Below are 17,615 nucleotides of genomic sequence, written 5' to 3'. Positions count from 1 at the left end.
GAGGAGTTAACGCGAAATGATCCCTCTGTCCTTTGCGCAGCGCCGGCTGTGGTTCATCGACCGGCTCGAGGGCCCGTCGGCCACGTACAACATCCCGTTCGTGCTGCAGCTGGACGGAGCGCTGGACGTGGACGCCCTGCGCCTGGCGCTGCGCGACGTCGTGACCCGCCACGAGAGCCTGCGCACGCTGTTCGTCGAGGACGACGAGGGCAGGCCCGTGCAGCAGATCCTGCCTGCCGACGGCCTCCTGACGGACCTGCCGGTCATCGAGGTGGAGCCCGAGGGAGTGGAGGCCGCGACGGCACAGGCCGCGGCCTACCGGTTCGACCTCTCCCACGAGATACCGGTGCAGGCGCGCCTGCTGCGCACCGCGCCGGACGCCCACGTCCTGGTCCTCGTCGTGCACCACGCCGCCGCCGACGGCGAGTCGATCGTGCCGCTGAGCCAGGACCTGGCCACGGCCTACACCGCCCGCGTGGACTCCCGGGAGCCGGGCTGGGCCGAACTGCCCGTCCAGTACAAGGACTACACGCTGTGGCAGCGCGAGTACCTCGGCGATGGCGACACCCCCGGCAGCGTCCTGAACACCCAGCTCGACTACTGGCGCCGCGAGCTCGACGGCGCGCCGCAGCAGCTGCGCCTGCCCACCGACCGGCCGCGCCCCTCGAAGGCCAGCCACCACGGTGACGTGGTCGTCTTCACCGTCGACGCCGACCTCGCCGCCGCCGTCGACGCGGTCGGCAGCCAGCGCGGTCTGACGCGGGCGATGATGATGCAGTCGACGCTCGCCATGCTCCTGAACCACCTCGGCGCCGGCGACGACGTCTCCATCGGCCAGACCGTCGCGGGCCGCACCGACAGCGCCCTCACCGAGCTGGTCGGCTTCTTCGTCAACACCTGGGTGCTGCGCACGGACCTGTCGGGCAACCCGACCCTGGAGCAGGTCCTCGACCGCGTCCAGGACAAGGCCCTCGGCGCCTACGAGAACCAGGACGTGCCCTTCGAGCGGCTCGTCGAAGCGCTGAACCCGGAGCGCTCCACCGCGTACCACCCCTTCTTCCAGGTGATGTTCAGCTGGCAGAGCACCGCCCGCGTCGAGCTGGACCTGCCGGGCCTGAACGTCGAGCTCAAGGCCATCGGCAACGAGACGTCCAAGTTCGACCTGGAGTTCAACTTCTCCTCCGACGAGCAGGGCCGCGTGCACTGCCACCTGGAGTACGCCACCGACCTCTTCGACCGGGACACCGTCGTGGAGATGGGCGAGCGCTTCGTGCGCATCCTGCGGCACCTCGCGGCCGACCCCACCATGCGCCTCGGCGCGGTGGACGTGCTGTCCGACGTCGAGCAGAACGTCCTCGCCGGGCGCAACGAGACCGCGGAGCCGACCCCCGAGGGCACCGTCGCCCAGCTCTTCGAGCGGCGCGCCGAGCTGACCCCGGACGCGATCGCGGTCACCTCCGACGCGCAGGACCTGACCTACCGCGAGCTGGATGAGCGGGCCAACCGCCTGGCGCACGAGCTGATCCGGCGCGGCGCGGGCCCCGAGACGCTCATCGGCCTCGCCGTGCCGCGCACCGCCGACCTGGTGACCGCCCTCCTCGGCATCCTCAAGTCCGGTGCGGCCTACGTGCCCATCGACCCCCGCTACCCCAGCGCCCGCCTCGGCCACATCCTCTCCGAGGCCCGCCCGCAGCTGATCCTGACCGACTCCGCCACCGAGTCGGTGCTGCCCGCCGGCGACGCCCCCCTCCTCCGGCTCGACGAGCTCGACCTGGAGAACGGCGCGGCGGACACCCCCGCGGCCGGGCTGCACCCGCACAACACCGCCTTCGTGATGTACACCTCCGGCTCCACCGGCAAGCCCAAGGGCGTGGCGGTCACGCACATCGGTGTCGTCAACGGCGTGACGCGCCTCGCCGAGGTGGTCGGCCTGGAGTCGGGTTCGCGGACGCTCGCGGGCACCTCCGTGAACTTCGACGTCTCGGTCTTCGAGATCGTCACCACGCTGTCGGTGGGCGGCACCGTCGAGGTGGTCCGTGACGCCCTGGTCGTCGCCGAGCGCGGCGGCTGGTCCGGCAGCGTGATCAGCTCGGTCCCGTCGGTCTTCGCCGAACTCCTGGACCAGGTGGGCGGGAAGATCCAGGCCGACACGGTCGTCTTCGGCGGCGAGGCCCTGTCCGCCGCCCTCGTGGAGCGGGCCCGGGAGGCGATCCCGGGCGTGCGGGTGATCAACCCCTACGGCCAGACCGAGTCGTTCTACGCCACCGCCTTCCACGCCGAGGAGGGCTGGACCGGCACGGCCGGCGCGCCCATCGGCGTGCCGCTCGGCAACATGCGCACCTACGTCCTGGGCGCCGGCCTGAAGCCGGTGCCGCCGGGCGTCGTGGGCGAGCTGTACGTGGCGGGCGAGGTGGCGCGCGGCTACTTCGGCCAGGCCGGACTCACCGCCGAGCGCTTCGTGGCCGACCCCTACGGCCCGGTCGGGCACCGCATGTACCGCACCGGTGACCTCGCCCGCTGGAACGACCACGGGCAGCTGGAGTACGTCGGCCGCGACGACGCGCAGGTCAAGGTGCGCGGCTTCCGCATCGAGCCCGGCGAGGTGGAGGCGGCCCTGACCGCCCACCCGGGCGTCGCGAAGGCCGCCGTGGTCACGCGCCAGCACCAGGGCAGCACCCAGCTGGTGGGCTATGTGGTGGCCACGCAGCTGTGGGAGTCCGAGCCCGGCACGGTGGCGAACGTCGGCGACCTCGACGTCGACCTGACGGCCGCCGTCTCCTCGCGCGAGCTGCGCAAGTTCGTCTCCGACCGGCTGCCGGAGTTCATGGTGCCGTCGGTGTTCGTGATGCTGGACCGGCTCCCGCTGGACCCCAACGGCAAGCTGGACCGCAAGGCCCTGCCCGAGCCGGAGTTCACCGGCAGCGACTACCGCGCGCCGCGCAACGAGGTGGAGGAGATCCTCGCCGGGGTCTACTCCGACGTCCTCGGCCTGGAGCGCGTCGGCATCGACGACGACTTCTTCGCCGTCGGCGGTGACAGCATCCGCTCCATCCAGGTGGTGGCGCGGGCCAGGACCCGGGGCGTGGAGGTCACGCCGCGGCAGATCTTCGAGGCCCGTACGGTCGCCGAGCTGGCCGAGCTGGCCGCCGACGGCGTCCAGGCCGGACCGGTCCTCGAGGAGCTGCCGGGCGGCGGCACCGGCTTCATGCCGCATCTGCCGGTCGGCCACTGGCTCGACGAACTCGGCGCGGGCGTCGACCGGTTCACCATGTCGATGACCGTCGACCTGCCCGTCGGCATGGACGAGGCCGCCCTGGTCGCGACCCTCACGGCGGTCCTCGACCGGCACGACGCGCTGCGCTCGCGCCTGATCACGGGGGAGCGGCCCGGCCTGGAGGCGTCCGCCCCCGGCACCGTCGACGCCGCGTCGCTCATCCACCGGATCGCCTGCGACGGCACCTGGGCGGACGGCTGGCGCGAGCAGGCCGCCGCCGAGCTGGACGCCGCCGCCGACCGCCTGGCCGCCGAGGCCGGGGTCATGGCGCGGTTCGTGTGGTTCGACGCCGGTACCGAGCGTGCCGGACGCCTGATCCTCGTCCTGCACCACCTCGTCGTCGACGGCGTGTCCTGGAGCATCCTGCTGCCCGACCTGGCGGCCGCCTGGAAGGACGTCCGCGAGGGCCGCACCCCGGACCTCGCGCCGGTGGGCACCTCCGCCCGCCGCTGGGCGCACGCCCTGGCCGACGAGGCCGCGTCCGCCGAGCGCGGCGCGGAGCTCGCCCTGTGGCGCTCCATCGTCGCCGGACCCGACCCGGTCCTCGGCAGCCGTCCCCTCGACCCGGCCGTCGACACCATCGCGACGATCGCGTACGTCCGCAAGGACCTGCCCGTGGCGGCCACGGAGGCGCTCCTGACGAGCCTCCCCGCGGCCTACCGGGGCGGCGTCAACGACGGTCTGCTCGCCGCCCTCGCGCTGGCGGTGGCCAAGTGGCGCAAGCAGCGCGGCGTCGACGACTCCGCCGCGTCCTCGCTCCTCCTGCGCATGGAGGGCCACGGCCGCGAGGAGGCCGCCGCGCCCGGCGCCGACCTCTCCCGGACGGTGGGCTGGTTCACCAGCATGTACCCCGTCCGCCTGGACGTCGCGGGCGTCGACCTGGACGAGGCCCTGACCGGCGGCGCCGCCGCGGGCACCGCCGTCAAGGCGGTCAAGGAGCAGCTGCTCGCCGTCCCGGACAAGGGCATCGGCTACGGCCTCCTGCGCTACCTCAACCCGGAGACCGCCGAGGTCCTCAAGCGCTACTCCACCGGCCAGATCTCCTTCAACTACCTGGGCCACTACTCCGGTGCGGCGAACATGCCGGAGAACCTGCGGGGCCTCGGCTTCACCCAGGTCGAGGGCACCACCGAGCTGGTGGCCGAGCTCGACGCCGCCATGCCCGCCCTCGCCGCGCTCAACGTCACCGCGTACGTCGCCGACGGCGAGCAGGGGCCGCGCCTGGCCGCCCGGCTGGACTACCCCTCCGGCCTGTTCACGCAGGCCGAGGTGGAGGAGCTCGCCGAGCTGTGGACCACCGCCCTGGAAGGCCTCGCGCAGCACGCCGCGCAGCCGGCCGCGGGCGGCCTGACCCCCTCCGACGTGCCGCTGGTGAAGGTGGCCCAGGGCGACCTGGACGCGTGGGAGGAGAAGTACGCGGGCCTGACCGACGTGTGGCCGCTGACCGCGATGCAGAGCGGTCTGCTGTTCCACACCGAGCTGGCCGGCGCCTCCTTCGACGCCTACCAGATGCAGTTCGACTTCCACCTCGCCGGTGCCGTCGAGCCGCAGCGGATGCGCGCCGCCGGGCAGGCGCTCCTGGACCGCTACCCCAACCTGCGGGCCGCGTTCACCACCGACAGCGCGGGCGACCGCGTCCAGATCGTCCAGAGCCACGTCGAGCTCCCCTGGCACGAGGAGGACCTGAGCTCCTTCACGGGCACGGAGCGCGAGGAGCAGCTCAAGCGGTTCCTGGCCACCGAGCACGGCACCCGCTTCGACGCGGCCACGGCCCCGCTGGTGCGGATGTCGCTGGTCAAGCTGGACGACGACGCGTGGGAGCTGGTCTTCACCGCCCACCACGCCCTCTTCGACGGCTGGTCGATCCCGCTGCTCATGCAGGACCTGATGCGTCTGTACGGCTCGGCCGGCGACGCCACGGACCTGGGCAAGCCGCGCAACTACCGCGACTTCCTGGCCTGGCTCTCCCGCCAGGACAAGGACGCCACCGCCGCCGCCTGGGCCGAGGAGCTCCGGGGCGTGGACGAGCCCACGCTGCTGCTGCCCGTCGGCTCCGACGAGCAGGGCGAGGCCTCGGGCGCAGGCCAGATCGACGTGCCGCTCACGGCGGAGCAGTCCCGTGCGCTCTCGCGCCGCGCGAGCGAGCTCGGCGTGACGCTGAACACCGTGGTCCAGGGCGCGTGGGCGATGCTCCTCGCGGGTCTGACCGGGCGTCAGGACGTGGTGTTCGGCGCCACGGTCTCGGGCCGTCCGCCGCAGGTGGCGGGCGTGGACGAGATGGTGGGCCTGTTCATCAACACCCTTCCGGTGCGGGTGGACTGCGCGCCCGGCGCCTCCCTCGGCAGCGTCCTGAGCACCCTCCAGGACCGCCAGGGCGCGCTGCTCGACCACCACCACCACGGTCTGCTCGACCTGCACCAGAGCACCGGCCTGCGGGCCCTGTTCGACACCATGGTGGTCTTCGAGTCGTACCCGATCGACAGCGCCGCGCTCAGCGAGGCGTACTCGGCCGCCGGGATCTCGGTGACCGGGATCAGCCCGCTCAGCGGCACCCACTACCCGCTGACGGTCATCGCGGTGGCCGAGCCGCACCTGAAGGTGAGCCTCCAGCACCAGCACCACCTGCTCGACCAGGAGCGTGCGCAGGACATCGCGGTGCGTCTGGGCCGGGTCCTGGCGCAGCTGGCCGAGGACCCGCGGGCCCCCTTCGGCTCGATCGACCTCCTTGAGTCCACCGAGCGCGAGCGGCTGGGCGCCGTCAACGACACGGCCGCCGAGACGCCCGAGCTGACCATCCCCGGCCTCTTCGAGCGGCAGGTCGCGCAGGTGCCGCAGAAGACCGCGGTGACCTTCGACGACGTGGCGTACACCTACGCCGAGCTGGACGCCCGCGCGACCCGGCTCGCCCAGGAGCTGGCCGCGCGCGGGGTGGGCCCGGAGACCGTGGTGGGCCTCGCGCTGCCGCGCTCCGCCGACCTGGTCACCGGCATGCTCGGCATCCTCAAGGCGGGCGGCGCCTATCTGCCGATCGACCCGAAGTACCCGAGCTCGCGCCTGGACCACATCCTGTCCACCGCGCGTCCGCAGCTGGTCCTCACCGACGCCGACACCGTCGGAGTGCTGCCCGACACGGACGTCCCGTCGCTGTTCCTGGGCGACCTGGACCTCGAAGGCCCTGCCGACGGGGCTCAGTTGGCGGCCGCGCGGCCGCACAACGCCGCGTACGTGATGTACACCTCCGGCTCCACCGGCACCCCCAAGGGCGTGGTGATCAGCCACGCGAACGTGGTCAACGGCGTGCTGCGGCTCGCCGAGCGGGTCGGAGTCGGCGCGGACACGCGGATGTTCGCCAACTCCTCGGTCAACTTCGACGTCTCGGTCTTCGAGGTCGTCACCACCCTCGCCAAGGGCGGCACCATCGAGGTGGTCCGCGACGCCCTGGTCCTGGCCGAGCGCCAGGAGGTGACGGCCAGCGTGATCCACACCGTGCCGTCCGTCTTCGCCGAGCTGGGCGACCGGCTGCCCGCCATGACCGGCCTGGAGACCGTCGTCTTCGCCGGTGAGGCGCTGCCCGCCACCCTCGTGCACCGCATCCGCGAGACGCTGCCCGACGTGCGGGTCGTCAACGCCTACGGCCAGACCGAGTCCTTCTACGCCAGCACCTTCGCCCTCGAGGCGGGCACCGCGTGGCAGGCCGCCGACAACACCCCCGTCGGCACCCCGCTGGGCAACATGCGCACCTACATCCTCGGTGCGGGCCTCGCGCCCCTGCCGCCGGGCGTGGTGGGCGAGCTGTACGTCGCCGGGAACATCGCCCGCGGCTACTACGGCCAGGCCGAGCTGACCGCCGAGCGCTTCGTCGCCGACCCCTACGGCCCGGCCGGGTCGCGCATGTACCGCACCGGCGACCTCGGCCGCTGGAACGCCGACGGGCAGATCGAGTACGTCGGCCGCGAGGACGACCAGATCAAGATCCGCGGCGTGCGCGTCGAGCCCGCCGAGATCGAGGCCGCCCTGTCCACGCACCCGGCCGTCGGCCAGGCCGTCGTGGTCCCGCACGAGACCGCGGGCGACAAGCAGCTCATCGCCTACGTGGTCCCCGACCTGGACGGCACCGAGTACATCGAGGAGTCCGCCAAGCAGGTCGACGAGTGGGAGCAGATCTACGACGAGGTCTACTCCGCCACCGGCACCGAGTGGGGCGAGGACTTCACCGGCTGGAACTCCAGCTACACCGGCGAGGAAATCCCGCTGGACGAGATGCGCGACTGGCGCGACGCGGCGGTGGCGCAGATCCTGCGCCAGGGACCGCGCCGCATCCTCGAACTGGGCGTCGGCTCCGGTCTGCTGATGGGCCACCTCCTCAACGACGAGAACATCGAGGAGTACTGGGCCACCGACCTGTCCTCGCAGGTCATCGGCCGACTCGCCGAAGAGGTCGAGCAGGCCGGGTTCGCCGACAAGGTCACCCTGCGCCACCAGACCGCCGACGACACCACCGGTCTGCCCCGCGGTCACTTCGACACCGTCGTCCTGAACTCGGTGATCCAGTACTTCCCGCACGCCGCCTACCTGGACGACGTCCTCGCCAAGGCCCTCGACCTGCTCGCCCCCGGCGGCCGGATCGTGGTCGGCGACGTCCGCAACGCGGGCACGCTGCGGCTCATGCGCACCGGTGTGCAGCGCACCCAGTACCCGAACGAGGCGCCGTCCTCGGCCCACGCGGCCATCGCCCGCTCGATCCTCACCGAGCCCGAACTGGTCCTGGACCCCGAGTGGTTCCACCAGTTCGGCGAGAAGCACGGCGCGGCCGCGGTGGACATCCGCCTCAAGCCCGGCGCCGCGCACAACGAGCTGACCCGGCACCGCTACGAGATCTTCGTGCACAAGGACCCGGTCGACTTCCTCGACGTCAGCGACGCGCCCGCCGTGGACTGGGGCCGTCAGGTCGGCGAGCTGTCCGCCCTCGAAGAGCTGTGCCGCGCCCAGGCCGGTCCCGCGCTGCGCGTCACCGGCATCCTCAACGCCCGCATGCTCGAAGAGGCCGCCTGGGCCGCCGAGGTCAAGATCGCCGAGGCGCCGGCCGCGCCCGAGCAGGCCGTCGACCCGCAGGACCTGCACGAGTGGGCCGCCGCGCGCGGCTGGAGCGTGCTCATGACCTGGTCGTCGGCGGCGGGTGAGAACTTCGACGCGCTCGTCCTGACCGACCCCGAGGCCATCACGCGGCCGGTCAAGGGCGCCTTCGTCCCGTCGGGCCGCAGCGACCTGATGCTCTCCAGCGACCCGGCCGCGGCCACCCAGATCGGTGTCCTGGTCGGCTCCCTGCGCGGCTACCTCCAGGAGCGGCTGCCCGCCCACATGGTGCCCGCCTCCGTGGTCGCCATCGCCTCCGTGCCGCTGGCCGCCAACGGCAAGCTGGACCGCAGGGCCCTGCCCGCTCCCGACCTGTCGGCGCAGTCCGGCGGCCGGGCCCCGCGCACCCTCCAGGAAGAGCTGCTCTGCGACCTGTTCGCCGAGGTCCTCGACCTGGAGCGGGTCAGCGTCGACGACAACTTCTTCGACCTGGGCGGCCACTCGCTGCTCGCCACCAAGCTCATCAGCCGCATCCGCGCCACCCTCGGCGCCGAGGTCGAGCTGCGCACCTTCTTCTCCCACCCGACGGTGGCGGGGATCGTGCCGCACCTGGACGGCAGCGTCCGCACCCAGGCACCCCTGGTCCGCGTCGCCGAGCGGCCCGAGCACCTGCCGCTCTCCTTCGCCCAGCAGCGCCTGTGGTTCGTCGACCAGTTCGAGGGCCCGTCGGCGACGTACAACATGCCGATCGTGCTCCGGCTGAGCGGCGAGCTCGACATCCCGGCCCTGGAGACGGCCCTCAACGACCTCGTGGCCCGCCACGAGACGCTGCGCACGGTCTTCCCCGCAGTCAACGGCAGGCCCGAGCAGCGGATCCACTCCGTCGAGGACGCGCCGGTCACCCTGGCCGTGCACGACGTCGACAGCGAGGACGAGCTCGCCTCGGCCCTCACCGAGGCCGCCCGGTACGCCTTCGCCCTGGAGAGCGAACTGCCGCTGCGCGCCCAGCTGTTCCGCAGCGGCCCGCAGGAGTCCGTGCTGTCCCTGGTGGTCCACCACATCGCGGCCGACGGCTGGTCCTACGCCCCGCTGGCCCTGGACCTGGCCGCCGCCTACACGGCGCGCGTGGGCGGCGCCGCACCCCAGTGGACCGAACTGCCGGTGCAGTACGCCGACTACACCCTGTGGCAGCACGAGCTGCTCGGCGACGAGAGCGACCCCGACAGCCTCTTCAACAAGCAGTACGCCTACTGGGCCGAGCAGCTCGCCGGGCTGCCGGAGAAGGTCACCATCCCGACCGACCGGCCCCGCCCCGCCGTGCTCAAGGGCACCGGCGACCTGCTCCGCTTCACCCTGGACGCCGAGCTGCACCAGGGCATCGCGGAGCTCGCCAAGGCCACCGGCACGACGCCCTTCATGGTGCTGCAGTCCACCATGGCGGCCCTGCTGACCCGTCTGGGCGCGGGCACCGACATCTCGGTGGGCAGTGGCATCGCGGGCCGCACCGACGAGAACCTGAAGGACCTGGTCGGCCTGTTCGTCAACCTGCTGGTGCTGCGCACGGACACCTCCGGCGACCCGACCTTCGCCGAGCTCCTGGCCCAGGTCCGCAAGACCAGCCTGGCCGCCTACTCCCACCAGGACATCCCCTTCGAGTCCCTGGTGGAGAAGCTCAACCCGGAGCGCTCGCCCTCCGTCCACCCGCTGTTCCAGATCGCCCTGGCGCTCCAGAACAACGAGGCGGCCCAGTTCGAGCTGCCCGGCCTGCGCGTGCAGGCCGACGGCTCCGGCACCGGCACCGCCCGCTACGACCTGCTCCTGAGCCTCGACGAGACCTTCGAGGACCGGACCAGGCCCGCGGGCATCTCGATCGCCGCCGAGTACTCCGACGAGCTGTTCGACGCCTCCACCATCGAGACGCTGATCACCCGCTGGAAGCGGCTGCTCACCACCGCGGTCACCAACCCCTCGCACCGCATCAGCTACGCCGACCTGCTCACCCCCGAGGAGCGCAGCCAGCTGCTCGCGGCCGAGCGGGAGCAGCCGGAGCAGGTGGCCGTGCCCGCGACCTTCCCCGAGCTGTTCGCGGCCCGGGTGCAGGCGGCCCCGGACGCCCCGGCCGTGGAGTCGGCCGACGTCACGTGGTCGTACGCGGAGCTCGACGCGCGGGCCAACCGCGTCGCGCACTGGCTCGCCGCGCGCGGCATCGGTCTGGAGCAGCAGGTGGCCGTGGCCATGCCGCGCTCCGCGGAGCAGGTCGCCGTCGCCCTGGGCATCCTGAAGGCGGGCGCCGCCTACATGCCCGTCGACCTGGACTACCCGGCCGACCGCATCACGTACATGGTCGACGACGCCGCCCCCGCCGCCCTCCTGGTGACGCGGGCCGCGATCGAGGACCTGCCGGAGGGCCTGGCCACCGAGGTCGTGGCCGTCGACACCGACGACGTCCAGGAGGCCTGGCGGACGAGCCCGGACACCGCGCCGGACACCGGTCTGACCCTGCACCACCCGGCGTACGTCATCTACACGTCGGGTTCGACGGGCCGGCCCAAGGGCGTCACCGTGACCCACGCGGGCATCGCCTCGCTCAGCCACTCCACCCAGGAGCGGCTCGGCCTCACCCCGGACGCGCGCGTCCTGCAGGTCGCGGCGCCGAGCTTCGACGCCGCCTTCTGGGAGCTGGTGCAGTCCCTGACCACCGGTGCGGCCCTGATCGTCCCGGCCGAGCGGCGCCTGGTCGGCGACGACCTGGTGCGCACCCTCGCCGAGCGCCGCGTCACCCACGTGATGCTGCCGCCCAGCGTCCTCGCCGCGCTGCCCGCCGACACCCCGCGCACCCTGACGGACCTGCGCACGGTGACCGTCGGTGGCGAGGCGTGCCCGCCCGGCCTGGCCTCCGCCTGGTCGCCGGGGCGTCGCTTCGTCAACGCCTACGGCCCCACCGAGACCACCGTCTGCGGCTCCATCTCCACCCCGCTGACCAGCGACCACACCCCGATCGGCACCGCCGTGGCCGACAACCGGGTGCGGGTGCTCGACGAGCAGCTCGCCCCGGTGCCCCCGGGCACGCCCGGTGAGCTGTACGTGGCGGGCCCGAGCCTGGCCCGCGGCTACCTCGGCCGCTCCGCGCTGACCGCCGAGCGCTTCGTCACCGACCCCTACGGACCCGCGGGCTCGCGGATGTACCGCACGGGCGACGTGGTGCGCCAGGGCGCCGACGGACAGCTGGAGTACCTGGGCCGCAGCGACGACCAGGTCAAGCTCCGCGGTCTGCGCATCGAGCCGGGCGAGATCGAGGCGGCGCTCGCCGAGCACCACAACGTGGCCCAGGCCGTCGTCCTCGTCCGCGAGGTGCGCGGCAGCAAGCAGCTCGTCGGCTACGTCGTCCCGGCCGGTGCCCGCGAGATGAAGGCGGAGCACTTCGACATCACCGCGGGCATCTCCGCCAAGGAGCTGCGGCGCTTCGCCGCGGGACGGCTGCCCGAGTTCATGGTGCCCTCGTCCTTCGTCCTCCTGGACGAGCTTCCGCTCACGCCGAACGGCAAGCTGGACAAGGCCGCGCTGCCCGAGCCCGAGGTGCCCGGCGGCGCCTACCAGGCGCCCCGCACGCCCGAGGAGCAGGCCCTGGCCGCCGCGTACGCGGAGGTCCTCGGCCTGGAGCGGGTCGGCATCGACGACGACTTCTTCGCCGTCGGCGGTGACTCCATCCGCTCCATCCAGGTCGTCTCCAAGGCCCGCGTCCACGGCATCGAGATCACGCCGCGCCAGGTCTTCGAGTGCCGTACGGTGGCCGCCCTCGCGGTGGCCGCCGCGACCGGCGGTCCTGCCGTGCCGGTCCGCGAGGAGATGGCGGGCGGCGGCGTCGGCTGGATGCCGCTGCTCCCGATCGCCCGCTACATCACCGAACTGGGCGGCGGTTACGACCGGTTCGTGATGTCCATGGCGGTGAACCTGCCGCGGGGCATCGACGAGAGCGGCCTGGTCGATGCCCTGGCCGCGGTTGTCGACCACCACGACGTGCTCCGCGCCCGTCTGGTCACCGCGGAGGAGACGGGCCTCGAGGTGGCCGAGCCGGGCACCGTCGACGTCGCATCCCTGGTGCGCCGCGTCCCCTCCGCGGGGGACTGGCAGGACGCCGCCTGGCGCGACGAGGCGAAGGCCGCGCTCGACGCCGCCGTACGGGAGATGGACCCCGCGGCCGGCGACGTGGCCCGGTTCGTGTGGTTCGACGCCGGGCCGCAGACCGCGGGCCGACTGATCATCGTGCTGCACCACCTGGTGGTCGACGGCGTGTCCTGGCGGATCCTCGTCCCGGACTTCGCCGAGGCCTGGGAGCAGGTCCGCGAGGGCCGCACGCCCGAGCTCGCCCCGGTGCCCACCTCGATGCGCCACTGGGCCCACGCCCTCACGGAGGAGGCCGCGTCGCCCGGCCGCACGGCCGAACTGGCCCTGTGGCAGAGCGTCGTGGAGGGCCCGGACCCGCTCATCGGCTCCCGGCCGCTGGACCCGGCGGTGGACGTCCGCGCCACCATGGAGTCCGTGGAGGTGCGCCTGGCGTCCGAGGCCACCGAGGCGCTCCTGACCGCGCTGCCCGCCGCCTTCCACGGCGGTCCCAACGACGGTCTGCTGACCGCCCTCGCCCTGGCCCTGACACAGTGGCGCAAGAACCGCGGCGTGGACGAGTCCTCGCTGCTCCTGCGCCTGGAGGGCCACGGCCGTGAGGAGGCGGCGGCGCCCGGCGTCGACCTGTCGCGCACGGTCGGCTGGTTCACCACGATGTTCCCGGTGCGCCTGAGCGTCGAGGGCTTCGACGTCGACGAGGCCGTCGCGGGCGGCCGCTCCGCGGGCCACGCCATCAAGGCCGTCAAGGAGCAGCTCAACGCCATCCCGGACAAGGGCATCGGCTACGGCCTGCTGCGCTACCTCAACCCGGAGACCGCCGAGGTCCTCCAGGCGGGCCACGCCGGGCAGGTCACCTTCAACTACCTGGGCCGGTTCGCCGACGGCGACCAGCCGGGCGGCGGCGGTGGCTGGGCCATCGCCGGGGACATGGAGGGCATCGCCGCCGAGCTGGACGCGGACATGCCCGCCCTGGCCACGGTGGAGGTCAACTCCTACGTCGTGGACTCCGCGCAGGGCCCGCAGTTCAGCGCCTCCCTCAGCTTCCCCGCCGGGCTGCTCGCCCGCGAGGACGCCCAGGAGCTCGCCGACCTGTGGCACACCGCCCTCGAAGGCCTGGCCCGGCACGCCCGCACCCCGGGCGCGGGCGGCCTGACGCCGTCGGACGTCTCGCTGGTGAAGGTGCGCCAGCGCGACCTGGAGGCGTGGGAGGAGCTGTACCCCGGTCTCCAGGACGTGTGGCCGATGACGGACGCGCAGTCCGGTCTGCTCTTCCAGAGCCAGCTGGCCGACACCTCCTTCGACGCCTACCACGTGCAGTTCGCGATGCACCTGGCCGGCGGGGTCGACCCGGAGCGGATGCGCGCGGCCGGGCAGACCCTGCTCGACCGGTACGCCAACTTCCGTACGGCGTACGTGTCCAGCGCCTCCGGCCAGCAGGTCCAGCTGGTCCTCGACCACGTCGAGCTGCCCTGGAAGGTCGTGGACCTGCGGGACCTCGGCGAGAAGGCGCAGGAGGAGGCCTTCGAGAAGCTGCTCGCCGAGGACCAGACGGCGCACTTCGACCCGGCGACGCCGCCGATGCTGCGCATGACCCTGGTGCTGCGGAGCGACGACCTCTCGGAGCTGGTGTTCACCGTCAACCACGTGCTGTTCGACGGCTGGTCCTTCCCGCTCATGCTCCAGGACCTCATCCGCGCCTACGCGGCGGACGGGGACACCTCGACGCTGCCGCGGGTGCGGCCCTACCGCGACTTCCTGGCCTGGCTCGGCAAGCAGGACCAGGAGGAGGCCTACCGGGCCTGGGCGCGGGAGCTCGACGGGGTCGAGGAGCCGACGCTGCTCGCCCCGGCGGCCGCCACCACGGCGGTCCCCGAGGGCCAGGACGCGACGGAGCACGTCGACCTGCCGCTGCCCGCCGGGATGGCGCAGGAACTCCAGCGCCGCGCGGGGGAGTTGGGCATCACGCTCAACATGCTGCTCCAGGGCGCCTGGGGCGTGGTCCTCGGCCATCTGACCGGACGCCAGGACGTGGTCTTCGGCACGACGGTCTCCGGCCGTCCGCCGCAGGTCCCTGGCATCGACGAGATGGTGGGTCTGTTCATCAACGCCCTGCCGGTGCGCGTGCAGTTCACGCCGCGGGACACCCTCGCGGACCTGCTCACCGGACTGCGCGAGCGCCAGGCGGTCCTGATGGACCACCAGAACCTCGGTCTGACCGAGATCCACGACGCCGCCGGTGTCGGCACCCTGTTCGACAGCATGATCATCTTCGAGTCGTTCCCGATCGACCGCGAGGGCATGAGCGAGGCGCACGGCGAGGCCGGCGTCGAGATCACCGGGATGCGCATCCACAGCAGCACCCACTACCCGATCACCCTGGGCGCCGACCCGGAGCTGACCATGGCGGTCGTGGAGTACCGCAAGGACCTCTTCGAGCGCCGCGAGATCGAGCGGATCGCCGCGCTCGTCGGCCGGGTCCTCGAGCAGCTCGCCGCGGACCCGCACACCCCGCTGTCCCGTCTCGACCTCGTGGACGAGGCCGAACAGGACCTGGTGCTGCGGCAGTTCAACGACACGGCCGCCGAGGTGCCCGCGAAGACGGCCATCCGTCTGGTCGAGGAGCAGGTCGCCCGCACTCCGGAGGCCGTCGCGGTCGTCCACGAGGGCGAGCGGGTCACGTACGAGGAGCTGAACGCGCGGGCCAACCGGCTCGCCAGGCACCTCACCGCGCGGGGCATCGGCCCGGACACCCAGGTGGCCGTGGTCCTGCCGCGCACGCCGGAGCTGGTGGTGGCGATCCTCGCGACCCTCAAGTCCGGTGCCGCCTACGTGCCGATCGACCCCGGCTACCCGGGCACCCGTCTGCAGCACATCCTCGACACGGCGGGCCCGCGTCTGATCATCACCGACACCACGGTGGCGGACGTCCTGCCCGAGGGGGTGGACAGCGAGCTGCTGCTGCTCGACGACGCGGACGTGTCGGCGTACTCCGCCGCGGACCTGACCGACAGCGAGCGCACCGGCGTGCTGCTGCCGGACCACCTGCTGTACCAGATCTACACCTCCGGTTCGACGGGCCTGCCCAAGGGCGTGGGTCTGACCCACGCCAACCTGGTCAACGCCCTGTACGGCATGGCGGGCGAGGTCGGTCTCGGGTCGGGCCTGCGGATGCTGGCGAGCACCTCGATCGGCTTCGACGTGGCCAGCTTCGAGCTGTTCTTCACCCTGACCAACGGCGGCAGCGTCGAACTGGTCCGTGACGTGCTGGCCCTGGCCGAGCGCGACAGCTGGGACCTGGACGTGGTCAGCTCGGTGCCCTCGGCCTTCGCCGAGCTGGTCGACCGGCTCGGCGAGCGGGTGCGGCCCAAGGCGCTGCTGTTCGGCGGCGAGGCCCTCACCCCGGCACTGGTGGACCGCATCCGCGCCCAGTGGCCGGACGTGCGGATCGTCAACTGCTACGGACCGAGTGAGGCGTTCTACGTCACCTCGCACGTCCTGGACAGCGAGGCTCCGTACGCCGCGGGGGTGCCCATCGGGCGCCCGCTGAACAACCTGCGCGGCTATGTCCTCACGCCGTCCCTGACCCCGGTCGCCCAGGGCGCCGTCGGCGAGCTCTACCTCGCCGGCGCCGGCGTGGGCCGCGGCTACCACGGGCGTACGGCGCAGACCGCCGAGCGCTTTCTGGCCGACCCGTTCGGCCCGGCGGGCGGGCGCATGTACCGCACCGGTGACCTCGCCCGCTGGACCGCGGACGGACACCTGGAGTACCTCGGCCGTGCCGACTCCCAGGTCAAGATCCGCGGCTTCCGCATCGAGCCCGGCGAGGTCGAGGCGGCGGTGGCGGCCCACCCGCAGGTCGCCCAGGCCGCGGTCGTGGCACGCGCCACGGCGGGCAGCAAGCAGCTGGTCGCCTACGCGGTGCCCGAGGACGGCGCGGAGCTCGAAGCGGCGCAGCTGCGCTCCTTCGTGGCCGAGCGGCTGCCCGAGTACATGGTGCCCGCGGCGTTCGTCACCCTGGAGCGCCTGCCGCTCTCGCCCAACGGCAAGCTGGACCACCGGGCGCTCCCTGCGCCCGACCTGAGCGGCACGGCGGCCTACCGGGCGCCGCGCACGCCTCAGGAAGAGGTCCTGGCGAGCCTGTTCGCCCAGGTCCTCGGGGTGGAGAAGGTCGGCATCGACGACAACTTCTTCGACCTCGGCGGCCACTCCCTGCGCGCCACGCGCCTGGTCAGCCGGATCGCGGCGGTCCTCATGGTCGAGGTGCCGATGCGGACGGTCTTCCAGGCCCCCACGGTCGCGCAGCTGGCCGAGAGCCTCTCGGCGGGCGGCGAGGGCGCCGGGTCGGAGAGCACCGACCCGTACGGCGTCGTCCTGCCGCTGAGGAGCGGCGGGAGCGGCACCCCCGTGTGGTTCATCCACCCCGGTTTCGGCCTCTCCTGGTCGTACTTGGGCATGGCCATGCAGCTCGGGGACCGGCCGGTGTACGGCATCCAGGCCCGCGGCTTCGACGGCTCGCCGATCCCGGAGAGCTTCGAGGCGATGGTCCTGGACTACGTGGAGCAGATCCTGGCGGTGCAGGAGGAGGGGCCGTACCACTTCGTCGGCCACTCCATGGGCGGCACCCTGTCCCACGCCGTCGCCGCCGAGCTCCAGCGCCGCGGTCACGAGGTGCCCTTCGTGGCGCTCCTCGACGCCGCGCCGACGAGCGCCTTCGTCTCCGAGGACGTGGTGCTCGACCGGTCGGTGGGCCGTGACTTCCTCGCCGGCTACCTGCCGGGCGAGGACGAGGACGCCGAGCGCCAGACCCTCGTGGAGAACGGCGCCCAGATCATGTCCGAGCACGTGCGCCTGGCGAAGGAGTTCACCCAGCCCGTCTACCGCGGCACGGTGCTGTTCTTCAACGCGACCCTGAGCCCGGAGGCCCAGGCCTCCTTCTGGGACGCGTACGTCGACGGGGACGTCCGCGTCAGCGACGTCCACGCCACCCACTTCGGCCTGACCGCACCCAAGGTCGCGGCCGAGATCTGCGCCGTCATCAACCGCCACCTCGCGGACTGACGGAGCAGCACGTGGTGCCGGGCCCGGCCCACTCGGCCGGGCCCGGCACCACCCCTCTCCCCTCACCTGCCAGGTGAGGGCCCCCGCA

Annotated in this window: 1 protein-coding gene; it reads left to right on the top strand. The window is 72.8% G+C overall.

Annotation, left to right across the window (positions count from 1 at the left end; all coding sequences use genetic code 11):
- The first annotated feature begins 16 nt into the window (after positions 1 to 16).
- A complete protein-coding gene (locus AC5WAM_RS10090; RefSeq protein ID WP_495522377.1) occupies positions 17 to 17,527 on the top strand; it encodes an amino acid adenylation domain-containing protein in 17,511 nt (5,836 codons plus the stop codon).
- The last annotated feature ends 88 nt before the right edge of the window (positions 17,528 to 17,615 follow it).

The organism is Streptomyces sp. JLYT201, assembly GCF_059448825.1.
This window is presented reverse-complemented; position numbering and strand designations above follow the sequence as displayed.